The 23,386-nt window shown below is 72.2% G+C and carries 21 protein-coding genes; 7 read left to right on the top strand and 14 right to left on the bottom strand.

All coding sequences use genetic code 11. From position 1 onward, the window contains the following. Positions 1 to 20: 20 nt before the first annotated feature. From pgl to tkt, 6 genes are all read right to left on the bottom strand, one after another. Entirely contained in the window at positions 21 to 779 is a 759-nt protein-coding gene (gene pgl, locus ABD691_RS24385; RefSeq protein WP_344683433.1) for a 6-phosphogluconolactonase, read from the bottom strand. Positions 780 to 855: 76 nt separating this feature from the next. Then, positions 856 to 1,803 carry a glucose-6-phosphate dehydrogenase assembly protein OpcA gene (gene opcA / locus ABD691_RS24380; protein ID WP_344683431.1) on the bottom strand — a complete coding sequence of 316 codons (948 nt, stop codon included), beginning with the start codon at positions 1,801 to 1,803 and terminating at the stop codon, positions 856 to 858. After that, on the bottom strand, positions 1,800 to 3,335 hold the full coding sequence (gene zwf, locus ABD691_RS24375; RefSeq protein WP_344683429.1) for a glucose-6-phosphate dehydrogenase: 1,536 nt from the start codon (positions 3,333 to 3,335) through the stop codon (positions 1,800 to 1,802). The genes opcA and zwf overlap by 4 nt, the downstream gene beginning before the upstream one ends. Next, positions 3,332 to 4,993 carry a glucose-6-phosphate isomerase gene (locus ABD691_RS24370; protein ID WP_344683428.1) on the bottom strand — a complete coding sequence of 554 codons (1,662 nt, stop codon included), beginning with the start codon at positions 4,991 to 4,993 and terminating at the stop codon, positions 3,332 to 3,334. The genes zwf and ABD691_RS24370 overlap by 4 nt, the downstream gene beginning before the upstream one ends. A gap of 256 nt (positions 4,994 to 5,249) precedes the next feature. Beyond that, on the bottom strand, positions 5,250 to 6,350 hold the full coding sequence (gene tal / locus ABD691_RS24365) for a transaldolase (protein ID WP_344683426.1): 1,101 nt from the start codon (positions 6,348 to 6,350) through the stop codon (positions 5,250 to 5,252). Between the two features lie 14 nt (positions 6,351 to 6,364). Beyond that, complete coding sequence (tkt, locus tag ABD691_RS24360) at positions 6,365 to 8,464, bottom strand: transketolase (RefSeq protein ID WP_344683424.1); 2,100 nt, start codon at positions 8,462 to 8,464, stop codon at positions 6,365 to 6,367. 476 nt (positions 8,465 to 8,940) lie between these two features. Between tkt and ABD691_RS24355 the strand changes: the two genes are divergently transcribed. Continuing rightward, positions 8,941 to 9,918 carry a heme o synthase gene (locus ABD691_RS24355; RefSeq protein WP_344683423.1) on the top strand — a complete coding sequence of 326 codons (978 nt, stop codon included), beginning with the start codon at positions 8,941 to 8,943 and terminating at the stop codon, positions 9,916 to 9,918. Between the two features lie 48 nt (positions 9,919 to 9,966). Here the strand turns inward: ABD691_RS24355 and ABD691_RS24350 are convergent, their stop codons facing one another. Genes ABD691_RS24350 through ABD691_RS24340 form a run of 3 tightly spaced genes read right to left on the bottom strand, consistent with a single transcriptional unit; the run spans position 9,967 to position 12,651 of the window. Beyond that, positions 9,967 to 10,656: an aspartate/glutamate racemase family protein gene (locus ABD691_RS24350; RefSeq protein WP_344683421.1), complete on the bottom strand. Its 690-nt coding sequence runs from the start codon at positions 10,654 to 10,656 to the stop codon at positions 9,967 to 9,969. Beyond that, a complete protein-coding gene (locus ABD691_RS24345) occupies positions 10,638 to 11,624 on the bottom strand; it encodes an NAD-dependent epimerase/dehydratase family protein (protein ID WP_344683419.1) in 987 nt (328 codons plus the stop codon). The genes ABD691_RS24350 and ABD691_RS24345 overlap by 19 nt, the downstream gene beginning before the upstream one ends. 58 nt (positions 11,625 to 11,682) lie before the next feature. Next, positions 11,683 to 12,651, bottom strand: coding sequence for a quinone oxidoreductase family protein (locus ABD691_RS24340; RefSeq protein WP_344683417.1), 969 nt, complete (start codon positions 12,649 to 12,651; stop codon positions 11,683 to 11,685). A gap of 133 nt (positions 12,652 to 12,784) precedes the next feature. Between ABD691_RS24340 and ABD691_RS24335 the strand changes: the two genes are divergently transcribed. The 3 genes from ABD691_RS24335 (at position 12,785) to ABD691_RS24325 (ending at position 14,547) form a co-directional block, all read left to right on the top strand. Then, positions 12,785 to 13,096, top strand: a complete 312-nt coding sequence (locus ABD691_RS24335) for a hypothetical protein (RefSeq protein ID WP_344683416.1) — start codon at positions 12,785 to 12,787, stop codon at positions 13,094 to 13,096. After that, entirely contained in the window at positions 13,093 to 13,962 is an 870-nt protein-coding gene (locus ABD691_RS24330; protein WP_344683414.1) for an ATP-grasp domain-containing protein, read from the top strand. The genes ABD691_RS24335 and ABD691_RS24330 overlap by 4 nt, the downstream gene beginning before the upstream one ends. A 90-nt stretch (positions 13,963 to 14,052) precedes the next feature. After that, positions 14,053 to 14,547, top strand: coding sequence for a GbsR/MarR family transcriptional regulator (locus ABD691_RS24325; RefSeq protein ID WP_344683412.1), 495 nt, complete (start codon positions 14,053 to 14,055; stop codon positions 14,545 to 14,547). A 43-nt stretch (positions 14,548 to 14,590) separates the two neighbouring features. Here ABD691_RS24325 and ABD691_RS24320 read toward each other — a convergent pair whose 3' ends face one another. The 5 genes from ABD691_RS24320 to mptB all read right to left on the bottom strand — a co-directional run bounded on the left by ABD691_RS24320 (position 14,591) and on the right by mptB (position 19,777). Then, positions 14,591 to 15,535 carry a COX15/CtaA family protein gene (locus ABD691_RS24320; protein ID WP_344683411.1) on the bottom strand — a complete coding sequence of 315 codons (945 nt, stop codon included), beginning with the start codon at positions 15,533 to 15,535 and terminating at the stop codon, positions 14,591 to 14,593. Positions 15,536 to 15,602: 67 nt separating this feature from the next. After that, positions 15,603 to 16,451 carry an SCO6745 family protein gene (locus ABD691_RS24315; protein ID WP_344683410.1) on the bottom strand — a complete coding sequence of 283 codons (849 nt, stop codon included), beginning with the start codon at positions 16,449 to 16,451 and terminating at the stop codon, positions 15,603 to 15,605. A gap of 28 nt (positions 16,452 to 16,479) precedes the next feature. Further along, positions 16,480 to 17,196 carry an ABC transporter permease gene (locus ABD691_RS24310; RefSeq protein WP_344683523.1) on the bottom strand — a complete coding sequence of 239 codons (717 nt, stop codon included), beginning with the start codon at positions 17,194 to 17,196 and terminating at the stop codon, positions 16,480 to 16,482. 65 nt (positions 17,197 to 17,261) lie between these two features. Beyond that, on the bottom strand, positions 17,262 to 18,197 hold the full coding sequence (locus ABD691_RS24305) for an ABC transporter ATP-binding protein (RefSeq protein ID WP_344683408.1): 936 nt from the start codon (positions 18,195 to 18,197) through the stop codon (positions 17,262 to 17,264). Between the two features lie 11 nt (positions 18,198 to 18,208). Then, on the bottom strand, positions 18,209 to 19,777 hold the full coding sequence (gene mptB, locus ABD691_RS24300) for a polyprenol phosphomannose-dependent alpha 1,6 mannosyltransferase MptB (protein WP_344683407.1): 1,569 nt from the start codon (positions 19,775 to 19,777) through the stop codon (positions 18,209 to 18,211). Between the two features lie 144 nt (positions 19,778 to 19,921). Here mptB and ABD691_RS24295 point away from each other — a divergent pair, with 144 nt between their 5' ends. Genes ABD691_RS24295 through sufD form a run of 3 tightly spaced genes read left to right on the top strand, consistent with a single transcriptional unit; the run spans position 19,922 to position 23,377 of the window. Continuing rightward, the gene (locus ABD691_RS24295; protein WP_344683406.1) at positions 19,922 to 20,722 is read left to right on the top strand and encodes a helix-turn-helix transcriptional regulator; all 801 of its coding nucleotides are present in this window, start codon (positions 19,922 to 19,924) and stop codon (positions 20,720 to 20,722) included. Next, positions 20,719 to 22,182 (top strand): Fe-S cluster assembly protein SufB, encoded by a 1,464-nt coding sequence (gene sufB / locus ABD691_RS24290; protein ID WP_344683404.1) that lies wholly within the window; start codon positions 20,719 to 20,721, stop codon positions 22,180 to 22,182. Before ABD691_RS24295 ends, sufB begins: the two co-directional genes overlap by 4 nt. 1 nt (position 22,183) lies before the next feature. Next, positions 22,184 to 23,377 carry a Fe-S cluster assembly protein SufD gene (gene sufD, locus ABD691_RS24285; protein ID WP_344683401.1) on the top strand — a complete coding sequence of 398 codons (1,194 nt, stop codon included), beginning with the start codon at positions 22,184 to 22,186 and terminating at the stop codon, positions 23,375 to 23,377. Positions 23,378 to 23,386: the final 9 nt, after the last annotated feature.

Below are 23,386 nucleotides of genomic sequence, written 5' to 3'. Positions count from 1 at the left end.
GGCCGTCGCAAAGCCGGCAGCTAAGCGGAAACCCCCGCCGCGGCCGCGGAATCGAGCAGCCACAGCGTCCGCGCGCGTCCGTGCGCGCCCGCCGCCGGGATGTCGACCGCGTCGGCTCCGCCGAGCGCGCCGGCCACCGGCTCGGCCTTCGCCGCACCGGTGGTCATCAGCCAGACCTCGCGCGCGGCCCGGATCGCGGGCAGCGTCAGCGAAATCCGCGTCGGCGGCGGCTTCGGGCAGTCGTGCACGCCCACGACCATCCGCTCGGACTCGCGCACGTACGGCGTGTCCGGGAACAGCGAAGCCGTGTGGCCCTCCTCGCCGACGCCGAGCATGAGCACGTCGAACGCGGGCACCGGGACGTCGGTCGCCGCGTCCGCCTCGGTCGCCAGCAGCTCCGCGTAGTGCGCTGCCGCGGCGTCGGCGTCGTCGCCGAACTTGCCGTCCGACGGCATCATCGGGTGCACCCGCGACGGGTCGATGCCGACGTGGTCGAGCAGCGCCGTGCGGGCCTGAGTCTCGTTGCGCTCCGGGTCTCCGTCGGGCAGGAACCGCTCGTCGCCCCAGTACAGCTCCACCCGGCTCCAGTCCACCGCGTCGCGGGCGGGGGAGAGGCGGACCTGCTCCAGCACGCCGATCCCGGTCCGGCCGCCGGTGAGCACCACCGAGGCGATCTCGCGCGCGTGCTGCGCGTCGACGATCGTGGTGATCAGCCGGGCGGCGGCAGCGGCGGCGAGCACGTCGCCGCCGCTGTGCACGACGACCTGGGGTGCGGTCACGACTCCTGTCCTTCCTCGGTGTCTTGCGGGACACCCGCGCCCGGTCGGCTTCGATGAGCCAGGAGGAAAGCGTGGCTCATCGGTCCTCCTCCGCCTGCTCCTCGCCGTCCCGGGTGATCATGGTCAGGCCCTGCAGGGTGGCCTCGTAGATCTCGTCCGGGTCCAGCCGCCGCAGCTCCTCGGACAGGCAGTCGCGGACCTCGCGCCGCTGCAACGCCACCCGCCGGTCCGGCTGGCCCGGCTGGGTCAGCGACCCGACCTTGCCGTCCGGGCGGACGATCTCGACGTTGCCCGACGGCCGCTCCAGCACCGCCGAGACGATGCCCGGCCCGCGCGGGTGCTCCACCCGCCGCACCGGGATCTGCAGGTAGCCGGCCAGCCAGGCCGCCAGCAGGTCGGTCGACGGCGAGTCCGCCGCACCGGTCACCGTCGCCGCGGTCACCGGCTCGAACGGCGGCAGGTCCAGCGCCGCGGCCAGCACCGCGCGCCAGGACGTCAGCCGGGTCCACGCCAGGTCGGTGTCACCGTCCACATAGGAGCGGATCCGGCCCTGCAGGGCGCCGATCGGGTCCGCCTCGGCCGCGGCGTCGGTGATCCGGCGGTGCGACAGCGCGCCGATCGGGTCCTTGGCCGGGGACTCCGGCGCGTCGGTCGGCCACCACGCCACCACCGGCGCGTCCGGCAGCAGCAGCGGCACCACGGACCCGGCGCCCTCGTCGGCCAGCGCGCCGTAGAGCCGCAGCACGATGACCTCCGACGCGCCCGCGTCCCCGCCGACGCGGATCTGGGCGTCCAGCCGGGCCGCGGCGTCCTTGGCGCCGCGCGCCACCACGATCACCCGCGCCGGGTGCTCCCGGCTGGCGTCGTTGGCGGCCTGGATGGCCTTCTCCACCTCGGTGCCGTCACCGGTGACGATCACCAGCGTCAGCACCCGGCCCAGCGCGACCGCGCCGCCGGTCTCGCGCAGCTCGACCAGCTTCTTGTTGACCTTCGAGGTGGTGGTCGAGGGCAGGTCGATGATCACGGTCGCCTCCAGACGCGGCCGGTGCGGGCCATCATGGCGTCCGCCGACGGCGGACCCCAGGTCCCGGCCTTGTAGGACTCCGGCTTCCCGTGGGACGCCCAGTAGTCCAGCACCGGGTCGAGGATCTTCCAGGACTGCTCTACTTCTTCGTTGACCGGGAACAGCGACGGCTCGCCCAGCAGCACGTCGAGGATGAGCCGCTCGTAGGCCTCCGGCGAGGACTCGGTGAAGGCGTGCCCGTAACCGAAGTCCATGGTCACGTCGCGGACCTCCATCGAGGTCCCCGGCACCTTCGAACCGAACCGCATCGTCACGCCCTCGTCCGGCTGCACCCGGATCACCAGCGCGTTCTGCCCCAGCTCCTCGGTCATGGTGGCGTCGAAGGGCAGGTGCGGCGCGCGCTTGAACACCACCGCGATCTCGGTGACCCGGCGGCCCAGCCGCTTGCCGGTGCGCAGGTAGAACGGCACACCCGCCCAGCGCCTGCTCTCCACTTCCAGGGTGATCGCGGCGTAGGTCTCGGTGGTGGAGTCGGCGGCGAAACCGCCCTCCTCGTGCAGGCCGGGCACCAGCGAACCGCCCTGCCAGCCGCCCGCGTACTGGCCGCGCGCGGCGGTCTGGTCGAACGGGCCGACCGGCTTGGTCGCCGAGAGCACCTTCAGCTTCTCCGCCCGCAGGTCCTGCGGGGAGAACGAGACCGGCTCCTCCATCGCGGTCAGCGCCATCAGCTGCAGCAGGTGGTTCTGGATGACGTCGCGCGCCGCGCCGATGCCGTCGTAGTAGCCGGCCCGGCCGCCCAGCCCGATGTCCTCCGCCATCGTGATCTGCACGTGGTCGACGTAGTGGGCGTTCCAGATCGGCTCGAACAGCTGGTTGGCGAAGCGCAGCGCCAGGATGTTCTGCACCGTCTCCTTGCCGAGGTAGTGGTCGATGCGGAACACCGAGTCCTCGGGGAAGACCTCGTTGACGATCCGGTTCAGCTCCTGGGCACTGGCCAGGTCGTGGCCGAACGGCTTCTCGATCACGACCCGCCGCCAGGTGTCGGGGGTCTGCTCGGTCAGCCCGGACCGGGACAGCTGCTTGAGCACGGTCGGGAACGCCGACGGCGGCACCGACAGGTAGAACGCGTGGTTGCCACCGGTGCCGCGCTCGGCGTCGAGGTGCTTGACGGTATCGGCGAGCCGGTCGAATGCCGCCGGGTCGTCGAACGAGCCGGGCACGAACCGGAAGCCCTCGGCCAGCCGGTCCCACACGGTCTGGTGGAACGGGGTGCGGGCGTGCTCCTTGACCGCCTCGTAGACGACCTGGCCGAAGTCCTGGTCGGCCCAGTCGCGGCGGGCGAACCCGGTGAGCGCGAAGCCCGGCGGCAGCAGCCCGCGGTTGGCCAGGTCGTAGATCGCCGGCATCAGCTTCTTGCGGGACAGGTCCCCGGTCACCCCGAAGATCGTCAGACCGGACGGCCCGGCGATGCGCGGCAGCCGCTTGTCCCGCGGATCCCGCAGCGGGTTCTGCCATTGCGCGCTGGAACTCACGCCTTGTCCTCCTGTGCGGCCTTGTCCTCGTGGGCGTGGTCCTGGTGCAGGCCCTCGATGGCCTTCACCAGTTCGACCAGGCCCGCGGCCCGGTCGTTGAGGTGCAGTCGCAGCACCGGCCGGTTGTGCTCGGCCAGCACCTGGCCGTCGCCCAGCGCCTGGGCGCGCTGGAGCTCGCCCAGCGTGTACGGCCGGTCGGGGACCGCCAGGTCCTCCTCGGCGGCACCGGTGATCTGCAGGAAGATCCCGTTCTGGTGGCCGCCCTTGTGGTACTGCCCGGTGGAGTGCAGGAACCGCGGACCCCAGCCGAACGTGGTCTGCAGGCCGGTGCGGCGCGCCAGCTCCGGCCGCAGCACCGCCGCCGACGCGTCGTCGAGCCGGTCCAGGTACGCCTGGATCGACAGGTAGCCCGCGCGCGGCGCGGTCGCCAGGAACGCCCGCAGCGCCTCGGCGACGGTGCCCACGCCGGCCGACAGCCAGCCGTCGGAGGCGTGCACCTCGATCGAGCCGTCTACCGTCGCCGGGGTGACGGCGGGGCCGCCGCCCGCGGTGTCCAGCAGCTCGCGCGCGGCCTTCTTCGCGGCCTCGACGTCGGGCTGGTCGAACGGGTTGATGCCCAGCAGCCTGCCCGCGATCGCGGTCGCGAACTCCCACAGCAGGAACTGGCCGCCGAGCGGACCGCTGGTGCCGATCCGCGCACCGTCCTGGGCCGGGCCGATCGCCACCGTCGTCGCGTCCGCGCCCGCGTCGGCGAACCCGGGTGCCCTGGTGTTCTCGGCGGCCACCGGCAGCAGGCCGGTGCCGTTCTTGCCGGTGGACTCGGCGATCAGCTGCTCGACCCAGTCCGGGAAGCCCTTGATGCCCGAGCCGGTGTCGGCGAACACGACCTTCTCGGCGCCCTTGTCGTGCGCGGCGGCCAGTCCGGCCGCGAGCCGCAGCGCCGGGTTGTCGGCGGAGTCCGCGCGTACCTCGGCGAACGCGGCGGCCGCGTCGTCGAGCAGCGTCGCGACGTCCGCGCCTGCCAGCCCGGCGGGCACCAGGCCGAACGCGGTCAGCGCGGAGTAGCGGCCACCGACGTGCGGGTCGGCGGTGAACACCTTGCGGTACCCGGCCTGCTTCGCCGCCTGCTCCATCGGCGAGCCCGGGTCGGTGACCACGATGATGCGGGTCACAGGATCGATTCCGTTCGCGGCGAACGCGCGCTCGAAGATCCGGCGGTGGCTGTCGGTCTCCACGGTGGTGCCCGACTTCGACGACACCACCAGCACGGTCCGCTCCAGGTCACCGGACAGCGCGTCGGCGACCTGCCCGGGATCGGTGGTGTCCAGCACGGTCAGCGGCACCCCGGCGGTCGCCGTGATCACCTCGGGAGCCAGCGAGGAACCGCCCATGCCCGCGAGCACGATCCGGTCCAGGCCGTCGGCGTGCAGTTCCGCACGCAGCGCGTCGATCTCGGCCAGCAGCGGCCGGGAGGTTTCGTGCAGGGTGGTCCAGGACAGCCGGATCGACGCCTCGCTCTCGGCGTCGGGGCCCCACAGGGTCGCGTCCTGGGCGGCCAGCCCGCTTGCCACCGCGTCGGTGACCAGCCGCTCGACCAGTGGTCGGGCCTCGGCCGCCAGCGCCTCGTCGGAGATCTCGACAGAAGTTTCGGTCGCCATGCAATTCCTTCAGCGCTCGATCTTGGAAGCGTGGGTTGGAACCAAGGTGCGCACCGGCCGGTGGTCGTGAGCGGCCATCGGCCGGAAGGGCCCGGACGGACCCTTCCAGCGTCCTCGGCGTTGCGGCGGGCGCGACACCGGCGGCGCGCCCACAGTCTGCTTGATCCGGCACGGCGGAGCCATATCGGGAAGGACCAGCCGCGCCGGACGAACGGGAAGTGCCGGTCGGATCCGACCGGCACTTCCCGCTTCCCACCTACTTGGCCTGTTCCAGCTGCTCGCGAACCGTCTGCAGCAGCTCTTCCCAGGACTTCTCGAACTTGTCGACGCCTTCGCTCTCCAGCACCGCGAACACGTCGTCGAGGTCGATGCCGGCCTCGGCCAGCTCGTCGAACACCCGCTGCGACTCGGCCCCGGCGCCCGAGACGGTGTCGCCGCGGACGTCGGCGTGGTCGGCGGTGGCGAACAGGGTCGCCTCCGGCATGGTGTTGACCGTGTTCGGCGCGACCAGCTCGTCGACGTAGCGGGTGTCGGAGTACGACGGGTCCTTCACCCCGGTCGAGGCCCACAGCGGGCGCTGCGCCTTGGCGCCGTCGGCCGCCAGCGCCTTGAAGCGCTCGGAGGCGAAGACCTCCTCGTAGGCGGCGTAGGCGAGCCGGGCGTTGGCGATGGCCGCCTTGCCCCGCAGGTCCTGGCCGCCCTCGATCGACTCCAGCCGCTTGTCGATCTCGGTGTCCACGCGGGAGACGAAGAACGACGCGACCGAGGCGATCTCGGCGAGGTTGTGCCCGTTCGCCTTGGCCTGCTCCAGACCGGCCAGGTAGGCGTCCATGACGTCGCGGTAGCGGTCCACCGAGAAGATCAGCGTGACGTTGACGCTGATGCCCTCGGCCAGCACCCGGGTGATCGCGGGCAGGCCCTCGACCGTCGCCGGGATCTTGACCATCAGGTTCGGCCGGTCCACGGCCTTCCACAGGTCGACGGCCTCGGCCACGGTGCGCTCGGTGTCGTGCGCCAGCCGCGGGTCGACCTCCAGCGACACCCGGCCGTCGTGCCCGGCCTCGTAGACGTTGCGGAAGATGTCCGCGGCCTCGCGGATGTCGCGGGTGGTCAGTTCGCGGACGGCGTCGTCGACGCTCGCGCCGCGGGCGGCCAGCTCGCGCACCTGCTCGTCGTAGTCCTCGGCGTTGGACAGCGCCTTGGCGAAGATGGTCGGGTTGCTGGTGACGCCCACGACCGCGTAGTCGGAGATCAGCTCGGCGAGGTTGCCCGAGTTGATCCGCTTGCGGGACAGGTCGTCCAGCCAGACGGAGACGCCCGCCTCGCTCAGCGCGGTGAGCTTGCTGTTGGTGGTCACTGGGTTTCCTCCACTCACGCGTCGCCGCGCGCGTTGTCCAGGCTCCTGCGCGCCGCCGCCACCACGGCGTCGACGGTGAAGCCGAACTCCTTGAACAGGGTCTTGTAGTCCGCGGAGGCGCCGAAGTGCTCGATCGAGACGATCTCGCCGTTGTCGCGGGCGAAGCGGTACCACGGCTGCGCGATACCGGCCTCGACGACCACCCGGGCGCGCACGCCCCTGGGCAGCACCTGCTCGCGGTAGGTCTCGTCCTGCGCGTCGAACCACTCCACGCACGGCATCGAGACCACGCGGGTGGCAACGCCGTCGGCCTCCAGGACCTTCCGGGCCTCGACGGCCAGCTCGACCTCGGAGCCGGTGGCGATGATCACCAGTTCCGGGGTTCCCGAGGCGGCCTCGGCCAACACGTAACCGCCCTTGGCCACGCCGTCGGCGTCGGTGCCCTCCAGCGTCGGCACGCCCTGGCGGGTCAGCGCCAGACCGGCCGGGCCGCTGGTGTCCTCCAGGATCGCCTTCCACGCCGCGGCGGTCTCGTTGGCGTCGGCCGGGCGGACCACCGACAGGCCGGGGATCGCGCGCAGCGAGGCCAGCTGCTCGATCGGCTGGTGGGTCGGGCCGTCCTCGCCGAGGCCGATCGAGTCGTGCGTCCACACGTAGACGACCGGGGTCTTCATCAGCGCCGCGAGCCGCACCGCGGGCCGCATGTAGTCGCTGAAGATCAGGAAGGTACCGCCGTAGGGGCGGGTGCCGCCGTGCAGCGCGATGCCGTTGAGGATCGAGCCCATCGCGTGCTCGCGGATGCCGAAGTGCAGCGTGCGGCCGTAGGGCTGCGCGGTCCACGTGCCGGTGGAGATCTCGGTGGGGCCGAACGAGTCGACGCCCTTCATCGTGGTGTTGTTGCTCTCGGCCAGGTCGGCCGAACCGCCCCACAGCTCCGGCAGCACGTCGGCCAGCGCGGCCAGCACCTCACCGGACGCCTTGCGGGTGGCGACGGCCTTGCCGCCCACCTCGTAGGTCGGCAGCTTCTCGTGCCAGCCCGCGGGCAGCTCGCGCTTGCTCAGCCGGTCCAGCAGCGCCTTGCGCTCCGGGTTGGCCGCGGCCCACGCGTCGAACGCGGTCTGCCACTCGGCGTGCGCGGCCCGGCCCCGCTCGGCGGCCTTGCGGGCGTGCTCCAGCACCTCGGGGGCGACCTCGAAGGACTGCTCCGGGTCGAAGCCCAGCGCCTTCTTGACGCCGGCGACCTCCTCGGCGCCCAGCGCGGCGCCGTGGGCCTTGCCGGTGTTCATCTTGGTCGGCGCCGGGTAGCCGATCACGGTGCGCAGCACGATCAGCGTCGGGCGGGAGGTCTCGGCCTTGGCGGTCTCGATGGCCTCCAGCAGACCGGCGACGTCCTCACCGCCGTGCACGGTGAGCACCTGCCAGCCGTAGGACTCGTAGCGCTTGGCGGTGTCCTCGGACAGCGCGATGCGGGTGTCGTCCTCGATGGAGATCTCGTTGGCGTCGTAGATCACCGTGAGGTTGCCCAGCTGCTGGGTGCCCGCCAGCGAGGACGCCTCGGAGGTCACGCCCTCCTCGATGTCGCCGTCGGAGGCGATCACGTACACGTGGTGGTCGAAGACGCTCTCACCCGGCGCGGCCTCGGGGTCGAACAGCCCGCGCTCGCGGCGCGCGGCCATCGCCATGCCGACCGCGGTGGCCAGGCCCTGGCCGAGCGGGCCGGTGGTGGTCTCGACGCCCGTGGTGTGGCCGTACTCGGGGTGCCCCGGGGTCTTCGAGTCCCACTTGCGCAGCGCCTTCAGGTCGTCCAGCTCCAGGCCGTAGCCAGACAGGAACAGCTGGACGTACAGCGTGAGGCTCGAGTGGCCCGCCGACAGCACGAAGCGGTCGCGGCCGATCCACTCGGCGTCGTTGGGGTCGTGCCGCATGACGCGCTGGAACAGCGCGTAGGCGGCGGGGGCCAGGCTCATCGCGGTGCCTGGGTGGCCGCTGCCGCAGTTCTCGACCGCGTCGGCGGCCAGGACCCGAGCCGTGTCCACGGCGCGCTGGTCCAACTCGGTCCAGTCTGCGGGGAGGCGCTTGGTGGTCAAGCGGGCAAGATCGTCGGTGACGGACACGGACGCAGCTCCAGTTCCCTTCGGCGCGGTGGATCGCGGTCGCTGACTTGACCGATCCGAACCGCTGTTATCCCTCGTCCGACGGGCAGCCTAGTCGGGTCCGATCACCGGCCTGCTCACCCGTCTGAATTGATGTCACTTCCGCGTTGCACACGCGCAAGACTCCCTGGTCCGCCTCGCGGTCTCAGGGCCGGCGGTCGCGTGACCGGTGCCTGCCAGGGCCACAGCCGAGGCAGTGCCAGCCTCGGGGACAACCTCTGGCCGGGACCGCACCCCGCACCTCGCTGACGGCGGGAACGGCGTCGAGAATACCCAGAACACCCCGGTGGGCGTAGTCACTCGGTGACATCGGCGGTGGTGGACCGCCGTGCCGAGGGCCACCCGACCGTGGGCCTCTCAGGTAGCGGGCCTACTATTCACCACGGTCCGTGCCGGGGCTGTTCCCGGCTCGCGCGAGATGCGCGGACCGTCCCGGAATGACCAAGGAGTGCCATGCCGTCGGTGAGCGCAGCGTCGTGACCACCGCCGTCGACGCCCCCCGGCCCCGGCACGCCCGGAGGCCCGCGGAGCTGCTGAAAGCCTATGCCGGGCTGATCAAGCCGCGGGTCATCGAGCTGCTGCTGGTGACCACCATCCCGGCGATGCTGCTGGCCGCGCGCGGCATCCCGTCGCCCTGGCTGGTGTTCGCGACGCTGATCGGCGGGACGATGGCCGCGGGCAGCGCCAACGCCCTCAACTGCGTCGCCGACGCCGATATCGATCAGGTGATGAAGCGCACCCGCGCCCGGCCGCTGGTCCGGCACACGGTGTCCAACCGGCACGCGCTGGTGTTCGGCATCGTGCTGGGCGTCGGGTCGTTCGCGTGGCTGTGGGCGACGGCGAACCTGCTGTCGGCCGCGCTGGCCGTGGCCACCATCCTGTTCTACGTCTTCGTCTACACGCTGGTGCTCAAGCGCCGGACGGCGCAGAACATCGTCTGGGGCGGGGCCGCCGGATGCATGCCGGTGGTCATCGGCTGGGCGGGCGTGACCGGCCGGGTGGACTGGCCCGCGTTCGTGATGTTCGGGATCGTCTTCTTCTGGACTCCGCCGCACACCTGGTCGCTGGCGATGAAGTACAAGGAGGACTACGAGCGCGCCGGGGTCCCGATGCTCCCGGTGGTCGCCGAGCCCACCTACGTGTCCCGCCAGATCGTGGTCTTCACCTGGCTGATGGTGCTGTGGACGCTGCTGCTGGCCCCGGCCACCGGCTGGATCTACACGACGTTCGCCGTCCTGGCCGGAGCGTGGTTCCTGTACCTGGCGCACAAGCTGCACGCGCAGACCCGCCGGGGCGAGCCGACCAAGCCGCTGAAGCTGTTCCACCTGTCCAACACGTACTTGATGATCGTGTGCGTCGCGCTGTCGGTGGACTCGGCGCTGAGCCTTCCCGTGCTCGGCTGGCCCTTCTTCTGAGCCTTTCTGGCCTTGCTTCCGATCTGGCCCTTCCAAACGGGCTCAGCATCACCTGAGCGCCCGGTCCACGGCGGCGACCGCGTGCAGCCGGGCGGTCGGGAACACCGGCACCGGGCTGTCCTGCGCGGTGACCAGCAGCTCGATCTCGGTGCAGCCCAGCACGATCCCCCGCGCCCCGTCCTCGGCCAGGCCGGCGATGATCCGGCGGTAAGCCGCCCGCGAGTCCTCGCGGACAACGCCCTGGCACAGCTCGTCGTAGATCACCCGGTGCATCAGTGCCCGGTCGTCGGCGTCGGGCACCAGGACGTCGATGCCGTGCGACGCCAGCCGGTCCCGGTAGAACGCCTGCTCCATCGTGAACGCCGTCCCCAGCAGGCCCACCCGGTCGACCCCGGCGGAGCGGACGGCCGCGGCGGTCGCGTCGGCGAGGTGCAGCAGCGGGATGCCGAGCTCGGACTCCAGGCTGTCGGCGACCCTGTGCATGGTGTTGGTGCACAGCACCGCGAACTCGGCGCCGGCGCGCTCCAGCGCCTGCCCGGCCGCGACGAGGGCCTTGGCCGCCTCGTCCCAGCGGCCCTCGGCCTGCATCCGCTCGATCTCGGCGAAGTCGAGCGAGTACACCACGCACGGCGCCGAGTGCAGGCCGCCGAGCCTGCGGCGGGTCTCCTCGTTGAGCACGCGGTAGTACTCGGCGGTGGATTCCCAGCTCATCCCGCCGATCAGTCCGATGGTGCGCATGCGGGGCCTCCCAGAGCCCGGTCGTCGGTGCTGAAGTCGGGGTCGCTGTCGGCGGGCGGGTGCGCGAGGTGCCAGCGCACCGACCTCGCCACCGCCACCGCGGGGTCGGCGGGCTCCCAGCCGAGCACCCGGCGCGCCTTGTCGTTGCTGAACAGCAGGTGCTGGGCCGGTGCTCCGGTCAGGACCAGGTCCGGCGGGACGTCGGCGACCTCGACCAGTTCGGCTTGGTGACCGGCGGCGTCGAGGATCTGGCGCATCCAGTCCCCGATCGTGACCGTGGTGCTCTCGCAGATGTTGAAGATCTCCCCGCGCGCGGCGGGATTGTCCAGCGCGGCAAGCACCACCTGCGCGACGTCGTCGACGTGCACCCGCGACCAGAGCAGGTTCGCCGGACCGACCGGGATCCGCCCGCGCCCGGCACGGACGCGGCGCAGCACGAACTCCTCACGCGCCTGCGGATCCCGTTCCCCGTAGACCACGCCGAGCCGCAGGACCGTCCCGCCCCGGGCCAGGTACAGCGGCTCGACGTCGAGCTTGTCGTAGCTGTCCATGTCGATGTCGTAGCCGTCGGGGCTCGCGGCGCCCCGGTGCGGGTAGCGCTCCTCGCGCAGCGGCGAGTCCTCGGCGATCGGCACCGGGATGCCGCCCCGCCCGGCCAGCAGCCGCTCGTACGCGCGGTAGACGTCCATGCTGGACAGCACGACCAGCGGCACGTCCGGGAGGTGGGGCAGGACTTCGGCGTCGGCCCGCGTCATCGCGAGCGTGTCGACCACCGCGTCCGGGGCGAAGTCCCGGATCCGGGAGGCGGCGGTGGCCAGGTCCCGGCGATCGACGTGCAGCTGCCGCACCGGGATCGCGGGTGCGGTGCGTCCCCTGTGGACGACGCACACCTCGTCGCCCCGGCTCACCAGCTCCTCGGTGATCCGGCGGCCGATGAACCGGGTTCCGCCCAGGACGAGCACGCGCATCCCGCTATCAGAGCACGCGGGGCCGGCCCGCGGACCCCGGTTCACCGTCGGCGCAACCTCACGGCAGGAGCAGCAGCTTGCCGGTGGTGCGGCGGCCTTCGAGGTCCTCGTGCGCGCGCCGGGCGTCGGCCAGCGGGTAGGTGCCGCCGACGGTGATGCGCAGCGAACCCTTCGAGATCCACTCGAACAGCTCGCCCGCGCGCCAGTCCAGCTCCTGCCTGGTCAGGATGTAGGAGGCCAGGCTCGGCCGGGTCAGGAACACCGAACCGGCGGTGTTGAGCCGCTGCGGGTCCACCGGCGGGACCGGCCCGCTGGCCGCGCCGAACAGCGCGAGCAGGCCGCGCGGGCGCAGGCTGGCCAGGCTCGCGTCGAACGTGGTCCGCCCGACGCCGTCGTAGACCACGTCCACGCCCCGGCCGTCGGTGAGGTCGCGGACCTCCTCGGCGACGTCGGCCTCGGTGTAGCGGATGACCTGGTCGGCGCCTGCCTCCCTGGCGAGCTTCTCCTTCTCCTCGGTGGAAACCGTGCCGATCACGTTGCCGCCCCTGGCCTTGACCAGCTGGGTCAGCAGCAGCCCCATCCCGCCCGCGGCGGCGTGCACCAGCGCGGTGTCGCCGGTCTGCACCGGGTAGGTCGAGGTGACCAGGTAGTGCGCGGTCATGCCCTGCAGCAGCGCGGCGGCGGCCGTGCGCTCGTCCATGCCCTCGGGCACCTTGACCACCTTGTCGGCCGGGACCACCGCCCGCTCGGCGTAGCTGCCGGGCGTCATGGCCCAGGCGACCCGGTCGCCGGGCGCGAACTCGGTGACCTCCGCGCCGACCTCGGCGACGGTGCCCGCGCCCTCGGAGCCGGGCGTGAACGGCAGCGGCAGCTGGTAGACGCCCGAGCGCTGGTAGGTGTCGATGAAGTTCACGCCAGCCGCGGCGACGTCGACCAGCACCTCGCGGGGCCCCGGACTCGGACTGCCGACCTCGGCGAGCTCCAGGACCTCCGGCCCGCCGTTGGCCTGTACCCGGATCGCGCGCATGCCTGTCTCCTTCGGATCGAACGCCTGGTGCCCGGTGCAACCACCGGTGCCGCCGTGATCTTCCCAAACGGAGCGGGGGAGGGCTGGCTCACGAACTGCTTGGCCGGGTGGCGCCTGTGACTAGGATCCAGCCATGGCAGCGGAGAAGGAACACACGGCCAGGCCCGGCTCCAGGGAGGTCGCGGCGGCGACCGCGTTCGTGCGCGATCACGGCAAGTCCGCGCGGGCGGTCGTGGAGAACCTGGGCCAGGCGGGCGCCCGCGTCGTGCTCATCGGCGCCGACGGCGCGCTCGGCGACGTGATGGTCGCCGACGTCGCGACCGGCGAGGCGCTGGTCGAGGCGGTCGGCGAGCTGACCGCGTCCGAGTGGGACGGCGAGACCACCGGGGCCCTCAAGATCGGTGCGGCGCACCGCCGGAAGATGGCGGGGCCGCGGGCGCGGTGACGCCCCGGGTGCTGCTGGCGAGCTGCCGGGAACTGCCCGAGTCCGACGGGGACGACACGTCCCTGCCCGAGGCGCTGGCCGAGGTCGGCGTCGACGCGTCCTGGGCCGCCTGGGACGACCCGGACGGCGGTTTCGCCCGCGCCGACCTGGTCGTCGTGCGGTCCACCTGGGACTACGTCGACCGGCGGGACGAGTTCCTCGCCTGGTGCGCGGCGGTACCGGCCCTGGCCAACCCCGCCAGCGTGATCGAGTGGAACACCGACAAGTCCTACCTGGTCGACCTCGCCGCCACCGGGCTGGACGTGGTTCCCACCGAGCTCGTCCACCCCGGGCGCTCGCCGGTCTGGCCGGTGGGCCCGTTCGTGGTCAAGCCCGCGGTGGGAGCCGGTTCGCGCGGCGCCGCCCGGTTCGACGGTGATCTCGACGCCGCGCGGGCGCACCTCGACGCGCTGACCGGGGTCGCGGTGTTGCAGCCCTACCAGCGGGCGGTCGACACCGAGGGGGAGACCGCGCTGGTCTTCCTCGGCGGCGTGTACTCGCACGCGTTCGTCAAGGGTCCGATGCTGTCGGAGTCGGCGGTCGTGGACGGGTCCGGGCTGTTCGTCGAGGAGCGGCTGCGCCCGGTGGACCCTGCCCGCGACCTGCGCCGGGCCGCGGAGGACGCGATGGACGCCGCGGCCGGAGTGCTCGGCCTGCACCGGTCGGATCTGCTTTACGCGCGGGTGGATCTGGTGCGCGGAGGCGAGGGCGAACCTCTGCTGCTCGAACTGGAACTGGCCGAGCCGTCCCTCGGATTCCGCCAGACCGACGGCACGGCGCGGCAGCGGTTCGCCTCGGCCGTCCGCGGCGCGCTGGCACGGCGCTGACCCCGACTCGCGGGCACCGGGTACTGGCTTCCGCGTTTGCCTTCGCCTATCTTTTCAGCGACGACTAAAGTCGATCTCAGAGGAGCAGGCGTGGCCGAGTACGCGCAGCGCACCGACCGTCCCGCGATGTCGGAGTGGATCGAGCAGATGGCCGCCCACTTCGAGGCGACCGAGGCCATGCCGCTGATCGCCGGGCGCATCCTGGCGTTCCTGCTGATCTGCGACCCGCCGGAGCGCACCGCCGCGGAGCTCTCGCACGCGCTGAGCGCCAGCACCGGCTCGGTCAGCACCAACGTGCGGCTGCTCATGCGGCTGGGCATCATCTCCCGGACCACCCGGCAGGGCCGGGAGGCCGCGTTGTACCGGGTGGAGGAGGACCGCTGGCCGCACCTGGTCCGCCACCGCATGCAGCGCGTCACCGAGCTCGAGGAGCTCACCGAGGCGGGCCTGCGGATGTTCAGCGGCCAGGGCGAGCGAGCCCGGCGGCTGCGCACGGTGCACGAGTTCTACCGGTGGCTGTCCGGCGAGATGCCCGAGCTGTGGAAGCGGTGGGAGCGCGAAGGGCGCCCCAAACTCCGGTTCTGACCGCCGCATTCCGGAAGCGGTGGTCAGCCGCTTGGCGGAAACGTCAGGCCGCGACGGTTTCCTTGGCGGGGCTCGGCTCGGCCGGGACGGGGCCGCGGAAGCGGGACTCGCCCCACAGCAGCGCGGTCACGATGATCACCAGCGACGCGCCGGTCACGTGCAGCACCACGAGCGCGGCGGGAACGCCGATCGCGTACTGGATCGACCCGAGCGCGCCCTGCGCGAGGACCAGCACGCACGCCGCCACGTACGCCCGGAGCAGCCCCTTGGTCGGCCGCGCGCTGCGCAGCCACACGCCGAACACGGCGAGCAGGCAGACGTAGGCCATCACCAGCAGCCCGTGCACCTGAACCAGGGTCGGGATCGGCAGGTCGAGCCGGGGCGTGTCGGGGTCGCCCGCGTGCGGGCCCGCGGCGGTGACCAGCGTGCCCGCGGTCAGCATCGCGGCGGTCACGACCGTGACCGCGACCAGCAGCCTCCGCATCGCCGGGGTGACCACCAGGACCGGCTCCCGGTCGCCCTCGCGGGCGGCCTTGAACAGCAACGTCGCCAGCCAGATCAGCACCGCCGAGGCCAGGAAGTGGATCGACACGCTCCACCACTCCAGGTCGACCAGCACGGTGATGCCGCCGATGACCGCCTGCGCGAGCACGCCGACCGGCATCACCAGCGCGAGCCGGACCAGCCGCGGCCTGCGCGGGCGCACCCGCAGCGCGGCGATGAAGCAGCCCAGCGCGATGAAGCCGACCACGCCGGTCAGCGTGCGGTTGCCGAACTCGATCACCTGGTGCAGCGTCGCCACCTCGGGGTGGGCGACCGGGACCATGCTGCCCGGGAAGCACTGCGGCCAGGTCGGGCAGCCGAGCCCGGAGCCGGTCACCCGCACCACCGAGCCGGTCACCGAGATCAGGGCCTGGGTGACGACCACGGCCAGCGCGAGCACGCGCACCCAGAACGAGGCGGAGCGAGGAGTTCGGGAACTCTGCACGGAACCGATGGTAAGTGCAAGCCCGATTCACGTTGCCGCCAGGGCTTGACAGCCCCGGGCCCGACTCTCAGCGCTTCGCGAACAGGCCCGGCGGGAGTGCTCCCGCCGCCAGCAACGCCCTGCTCAGCTGGGACCCGTTGCCCAGCAGCACGTCCAGCTGGTCGCCGCTCAGGGACTCCCACGGACCGGCCGACATCGCGTCGGTCTCGGTCTCGACCTCCTCGCGCAGCGCCGCGCCCTGCTCCGTGATCGCCCCGTCGGCGTCGACCAGACCGCGCTGCCGCAGTTCCGAAACCCCGGCCGCCCACTCGTCCTCCGACCACACGCGGGTCCTGCGCGCGGCCTCGGCCGTGAACCCCTCGCCGGTGGCCACGTGCAGGACCAGCGCCTGGAGCCCGCTGAGCCCGGCGCGCTGGAGGGCCGTGATGTGCGCGTCGCCGCGGAACTCCCGGAGCAGCGAGACCGCGTGCCACAACCGCAGGTGCGGCTCCTCCGGCCACGCCAGGTCGGCGTGCGCGGCGTAGAGCGGCTTGCCGTCCGGCCGGAGGTCCTGGGTCGCCGCCTGCGCCAGCTCGGCGGTCGTGGCCACCAGGTCGGAGGTCACCTCGGCGCCGAGCAGCCGCCGCAGCGCGCCGTCTACCGCGCGGAACCGGGCCGCGATCACGTCGGAAGGCGCGGCGATCGACCAGGCGCGCGGGATCTCCGCGGCGACTTTGGCCGGGTTGAAGTTGTAGAAGGTCGCGCTGACCACGCCGGCGCCGACGGCACCCATCGGTGCCGACCGGCCCGCGAGGTAGGACATCAGGCCGCGGTCGAGCCCGAGCGCGGCGAACTCGTCGGCGGCCTCGGGCGCGAAGTAGATCATCGAGTGCAGGAGGTCCAGGGAGCTCTTCCCCCGGCGGGCGATCGTCGTCATGCCGTCACCCTACTGCTCGGTAACCCGATCAGATGAGCTTCGTCGTGCGACTCGCGATCCAGCCCGCGACCACGGCCCACCCGGCCAGCACGGCCAGCGGCACCGGACCCGGGAACGCACCGCCGGTCAGCGCCGCGTCCAGCGCCTCGGCCAGCGCGCCCGAAGGCAGCACCCCCGCTACCGCGGCGATCGGCCCGGGCAGGTCGGAGGCGGGCAGCGCCAGGCCGCCCGCGAGCAGCAGCACGAACCAGATCGCGTTCGCCAGCGCGAGCACGATCTCGGCCCGCAGCGCGCCGCCGACCAGCACCCCGGCGGCCCCGAACGTCAGCGTGCCCAGCACCAGCAGCGGCACCGCCGCCAGCAGCCCGGCCACCGACGGGGTCCAGCCCAGCAGCGCGGCGGCGATCCCGAGCACCACGGCCTGCAGCGCCACCACGAGCAGTGTGGCCAGCACCCGCCCGCAGATCAGCGTCCAGCGCGGCAGCGCGGTCGCCGCGAGCCGCTTGAGCACGCCGTAGCGGCGGTCGAAGCCCAGCGCGATCGCCTGGCCGGTGAACGCCGTCGACATCACCGCCAGCGCGAGGATGCGCGGCATCACCGAGTTCACCCGGGGCTCCGGCAGCGACCCGATGGGCAGCGTGGACAGCCCGATCAGCAGCGCCAGCGGGATGATCAGCGTCAGCAGCGCCTGCTCGCCGTGGCGCAGGATCAGCAGCGCCTCGATCCGGGTGTGCGCGGCCAGCATCCGCCCCGGCCTGCCGCGGCCGGGGGCGGGGGCGAACGTCCCCGCCGGGAAGGTCGTCTCGGCGCTCACGATCGGAGCTCCCGTCCGGTCAGTTCCAAGAACACGTCCTCCAGGCTGCGCCTGCCGACCCGCAGTTCCTCGGCCAGCACCCCGTGCCGGGCGCACCACGCGGTCACCGTGGAGACCACCTGCGGGTCGATGACCCCGCGGATGACGTACTCGCCCGCGCGCGGTTCGGCGGCCTCACAGCCCTCCGGCAGCGCCGACAGCAGCAGGTCCAGCTCCAGCGCCGACTGCGAGCGGAACCGCAGTTCCTGCCTGCCGTCCTCGGGCTCGGTCAGCTCGGCCGCGGTGCCCTCGGCGACCGCGCGGCCGTGGTCGACGATCACGACCCGGTCGGCCAGCGCCTCGGCCTCGTCCATCAGGTGCGTGGTCAGCAGCACGCTCACGCCGTCCCGGCGCAGCGCCGAGACCAGGTCCCAGACCAGCCGCCGGGCCTGCGGGTCCATCCCGGCGGTCGGCTCGTCGAGGAACACCAGCTCCGGCCTGCCGATCAGGGCGCAGGCCAGCGAGAGCCGCTGCTGCTGCCCGCCGGAGAGCCGCTTGTACGGGACGCGCCCGACCGAGGTGAGCCCCAGGACGTCCAGCAGCCACGCCGGGTCCAGCGGATCGGCGGTGCAGGAGGCGACCAGCCGCAGCATCTCCCCGGCGCGCACCCCGGGGTAGGCGCCGCCGCCCTGCGGCATCACGCCGATGCGGGGACGCAGCCGGTCACCCTGCGTCGCCGGGTCCAGGCCGAGCACCCGGACGGTCCCCCCGTCGGGGCGCTGGAATCCCTCGCAGATCTCCACCGTGGTCGTCTTGCCCGCGCCGTTGGGACCGAGCAGGGCCAGCACCTGGCCGCGCTCCAGGCGCAGGTCGAGGCCGTTGACGGCGACCACGTCCGCGAAGCGTTTTCTCAGCCCGCGCAGCTCGACGGCCGGACTGTCGGCGTTGCTCACGACAGTCAAGCCTATGCCGTGGCACGGCGCGCACCGCTGCGGGTCGGGCCCGGCCACGGCACCCTGCCGCGCACCAGCCAGACCAGCACCGCGAACGCCACCAGCGCGGCGATCACCGCCAGCGGGATCTGGTACGCCCGCAGCTCGTAACCCGATCCGGTGGGTGGCACGAACAGCGCGACCAGGGCGCTGATCGTGGTCGCGGCGATCCGGAACCGGCTGTCGTTGGTCGAAAGCGCCAGCGGCACCAGCGCCCACAGCAGGTACCAGGGGTGCAGGACCGGGCCGAACAGCGCCAGCGCGCCGAACGTGATGCCGAGCCCGGCCAGCGGCTCGATGCGGCCGCGGAACGACAGCCACAGCATCCGCAGGCACACCGCCGCGGCCGCGCCGTAGCCGAGGATCTTGGTGATGACCAGCACCGCGTCGGTGTGGTTGCCCAGCCCGAGCAGCATCGAGATCCCGCCGCCGGTCATGCCGACCGCCGACATCGGGGCCAGCCAGGTCTTGAGCCGGTTCGGCACGTCGTAGGTCTCGATCCAGCCCAGGCCCCAGCCGCTGGCGACGGTGATGACCGTCATCGTCACCAGGAACACCGCCGTCAGCAGCGCGGCGGCCTTGACCAGGTCGGAGAACCGCCCGCCCCAGCGCCGCGCGATGTGGACGCCGAAGAAGCCCAGCGCGATGAACCCGGGCGGCTTGATCGCGCCGCCGATGGTCAGCAGCACGGCCGCCACCACGATCCCGATCACCCGCTTCCAGCGCAGCCCGAGCTCGATGGCCGCGAGCATGATCCCGACCAGCAGGGCCTCGTTGTGCATGCCGCTGACCACGTGGAACAACGTGATCGGGTTGGCCACGCTCAGCCACAGCGCGCACGACGCGTGCACCCCGCAGCGGCGCGCGAGCCGGGGGATCGCCCAGATCGCCAGGGCCAGCCCGGTGAGCATGATCACCCGCCACAGCAGCACGCCGAACACGACGTTGTCGCCGACGACGGCGGAGATGACCCGGCCGAACATCAGGAACAGCGGGCCGTACGGGGCCGGGGTGTCCCGCCAGATGTTGTTGACGTTGCTGGTCAGCGGGTGGTCCACGCCCAGGCCGGTGAGCGGGCTGAGCACGTAGGGGTCCAGCCCGCGGTGGGCGATCTCGCTCTGCGCGAGGTAGGCGTACATGTCCCGGCTGAACAGCGGCGGCGCCAGCGCCAGCGGCAGCGCCCACATCGCCACCGTGCGGGCCAGCTGGGTCACCGTCACCAGCCGGTCCCGGCCCGGCCAGGCCAGCTTGCCCAGCCACAGCCAGGAGATGACGATCATCAGCATCCCGAGCCAGGCGCAGGCCATGGCCACCGTGGGCATCCGGGCGGGCAGCCCGATCAGGCGCACCCCGGACAGCGGGTTGTCCACCGGCGCGGCGCCCGCGCCGATCGCGCCGACGGCCAGCACCAGCGAACCGGTCGTGCCGAACCGGCGGACCAGGTCCAGCTGGCGCCGCTCCGCGCGGTCCAGCGGTGCCGGTTCCGCCGGGTCGTCCTCGTTCGCCCGGCCGCTGTCGAGTCCGCTTGCGTCAGCTGCCACCACGATGACGAAGGGTAGTGGGCAGCCCGGCCGCGCTCGCCGGGCATCGCCCGACCGGTGGCTTGCGGTGGCTCGATGGTGAGTCAGGTCACGTGGTGGCCCCGGTCTCTGGTGTGCTCGCGCTAAATAGGTAACATTCGTGTTGTGAAAAACGCCGGAACGCCACCCACGGCTGCGGCGGCCGAGTCGGGCCCCGCGGCCCACCAGGCCGGGCAGCACGCGGACGGGCGCACCCGGCACGCGGTCGCGCGGTTGCTTCTGGAGCGCGGACCGATCACCGCCGCGGCGGTCGCCGACGAGCTCGGCGTCAGCCCCACGGCGGTGCGCAGGCACCTCGACGTGCTGCTCGCCGAGGGCGAGGCGTACACGAGGGACGCGTCCCCCCGCAGCCGCCGCGGCCGGGGCAGGCCGGCGAAGCTGTTCCTGCTCACCGAGGTGGGCCGGGCCCGCTTCGGGCACGCCTACGACGACCTCGCGGTGGCCGCGCTGCGGTTCATCGCCGAGACCGACGGGGAGCAGGCGGTCCGCACCTTCGCCGAACGGCGGATGGCCGCGCTGGTGGCCAACCACCGCGAGGCGCTGGCGGCCAGCGACGACCCCGCCGAGCGGGCCGAGGTGCTGGCCAACGCGCTGACCCGCGAGGGCTACGCTGCCTCGACGCGAAGCGTCGGGAGCGGCGAGCAGCTCTGCCAGCACCACTGCCCGGTAGCGCACGTGGCTGCGGACTTCCCGCAGCTGTGCGAAGCCGAGACGGCGGCCTTCGCCGAAGTCCTCGGCACCCACGTGCAGCGGTTGGCCACCATCGCCAACGGCGATGCGGTCTGCACGACGCACGTACCGCTCGCGCGGTCCGAGCGTGCGGAAACCGATCCGAAATCTGCCGCCCCGGTCCCGAAGGGACGGCAGGAGACCGCCCCGATTCCTGATGGAGGGGAGCCCGTATGACTGCCGCTGCGGAGCAGCGCACACCCACCACGGTGCCGAACACCTCTGGCCAGCTCAGCCAAGAGGAGACCCTGGCGACGCTGGGCAACTACGAGTACGGCTGGGCCGACCCGGACACCGCGGGCGAGGGCGCTCGACGCGGTCTCAACGAGGACGTCGTCCGGGACATCTCGGCCAAGAAGGACGAGCCGGAGTGGATGCTCGAGGCCCGGCTCAAGGCGCTGAAGCTCTTCGACCGCAAGCCGATGCCCAACTGGGGCGCCGACCTGTCCGGCATCGACTTCGACAACATCAAGTACTTCGTGCGGTCCACCGAGCAGCAGGCCCAGACCTGGGACGACCTGCCCGAGGACATCAAGAACACCTACGACAAGCTGGGCATCCCGGAGGCGGAGAAGCAGCGGCTGGTCGCGGGCGTGGCCGCGCAGTACGAGTCCGAGGTCGTCTACCACAAGATCCGCGAGGACCTGGAAGCCCAGGGCGTGATCTTCCTGGACACCGACACCGGCCTGCGGGAGCACCCGGAGATCTTCAAGGAGTACTTCGGCTCGGTCATCCCGGCCGGTGACAACAAGTTCTCCGCGCTCAACACCGCCGTGTGGTCGGGTGGCTCCTTCATCTACGTGCCGCCGGGCGTGCACGTCGACATCCCGCTGCAGGCCTACTTCCGGATCAACACCGAGAACATGGGCCAGTTCGAGCGGACCCTGATCATCGTCGACGAGGGCGCCTACGTGCACTACGTCGAGGGCTGCACCGCGCCGATCTACTCCAGCGACTCGCTGCACTCGGCGGTCGTGGAGATCGTGGTCAAGAAGGGCGGGCGCTGCCGCTACACGACCATCCAGAACTGGTCGACCAACGTCTACAACCTGGTCACCAAGCGCGCCAAGGCCGAAGAGGGCGCGACGATGGAGTGGGTCGACGGCAACCTCGGCTCCAAGGTCACCATGAAGTACCCGTCGGTGTTCCTGATGGGCGAGCACGCCAAGGGCGAGGTGCTCTCGGTCGCTTTCGCCGGCGAGGGCCAGCACCAGGACGCGGGCGCGAAGATGGAGCACCTGGCGCCGCACACCTCCTCGACGATCGTGTCCAAGTCGATCGCCCGGGGCGGTGGCCGCACCTCCTACCGGGGCCTGGTCAAGGTCGCCAAGCGGGCCAACCACTCGGCCTCCACGGTCAAGTGCGACGCGCTGCTGGTCGACACGATCAGCCGCTCCGACACCTACCCCTACGTCGACGTCCGCGTCGACGACGTGTCCATGGGCCACGAGGCCACCGTCTCCAAGGTCAGCGACGACCAGCTGTTCTACCTGATGCAGCGCGGCCTGACCGAGGACGAGGCGATGGCGATGATCGTGCGCGGCTTCGTCGAGCCGATCGCGCGCGAGCTGCCGATGGAGTACGCACTGGAACTGAACCGCCTGATCGAGCTGCAGATGGAAGGGGCCGTCGGCTGAGATGACGACGAGTACCACTACTCCCGACGGTGCCCAGCACGGCCTCGCCGAGCACTCCCACGGAGGACCGGTCGTTCCGCAGTCCTCCCGCGGGCAGCGCTTCACCTCCTACGACGTCGAGGCGTTCGAGGTCCCCGGTGGCCGCGAGGAGGACTGGCGGTTCACGCCGACCAAGCGGCTCAAGGGCCTGCACGACGGCACCGCCACCGCGACGGGCTCGGTCAAGGTGACCGTCGACGCCGGTGACGCCGCCTCGGTCGAGACCGTGGGCCGCGACGACGCCCGCCTGGGCGACGGCGGCGTGCCCGCCGACCGGGTGGCCGCGCAGGCGTGGAGCTCGTTCACCGAGGCCACCGTCGTCACCGTCCCCAAGGACACCCAGCCCGCCGCGCCGATCAGCATCACCGTGGACGGGCCGGGCGAGGGCCAGACCGCGTTCGGCCACCTCCAGGTGCGCGCGGAGCCGTTCGCCGAGGCCGTCGTGGTCATCGACTACCGGGGCTCCGGGGTGCTCGGCGACAACGTCGAGTTCGTCGTCGAGGACTCCGCCCGGCTGTCGGTGGTCTCCATCCACGACTGGGCCGACGACGCCACCCAGGTCAGCTCCGAGCACGCCGGCCTCGGCCGCGACTCGGTGTTCCGGCACCTGGCCGTGACCCTGGGCGGCGACCTGGTCCGGGTCAACACCACGGTCAACTACGGCGACAAGGGCGGCGACGCCGAGCTGCTCGGCCTGTACTTCGCCGACGCGGGCCAGCACCTCGAACACCGGATGCTGGTCGACCACGCGGTGGCGAACTGCCGCAGCAACGTGCTCTACAAGGGCGCGCTGCAGGGCGACGGCGCGCACTCGGTGTGGATCGGCGACGTGCTGATCCGGGCCGAGGCCGAGGGCACCGAGACCTTCGAGCTGAACCGGAACCTGGTGCTCACCCAGGGCGCTCGCGCCGACTCGGTGCCGAACCTGGAGATCGAGACCGGCGAGATCGAGGGCGCCGGGCACGCCAGCGCCACCGGCCGCTTCGACGACGAGCAGCTGTTCTACCTCATGGCCCGGGGCATCCCGCAGGAGCAGGCACGACGCCTGGTGGTGCGCGGGTTCTTCGGCGAGATCCTGCAGAAGATCACCGTGCCCGAGGTCCGCGAGCGGCTGGAGGCCGCCATCGAGGCCGAACTCGCCGTGGTCGGCGCCTGAACACCGCAA

This window comes from Saccharopolyspora taberi (assembly GCF_039534165.1).
GTDB lineage: Bacteria > Actinomycetota > Actinomycetes > Mycobacteriales > Pseudonocardiaceae > Saccharopolyspora_D > Saccharopolyspora_D taberi.
The sequence above is the reverse complement of the archived record's forward strand: the minus strand, read 5'-3'. Positions and strand labels throughout refer to the sequence as shown.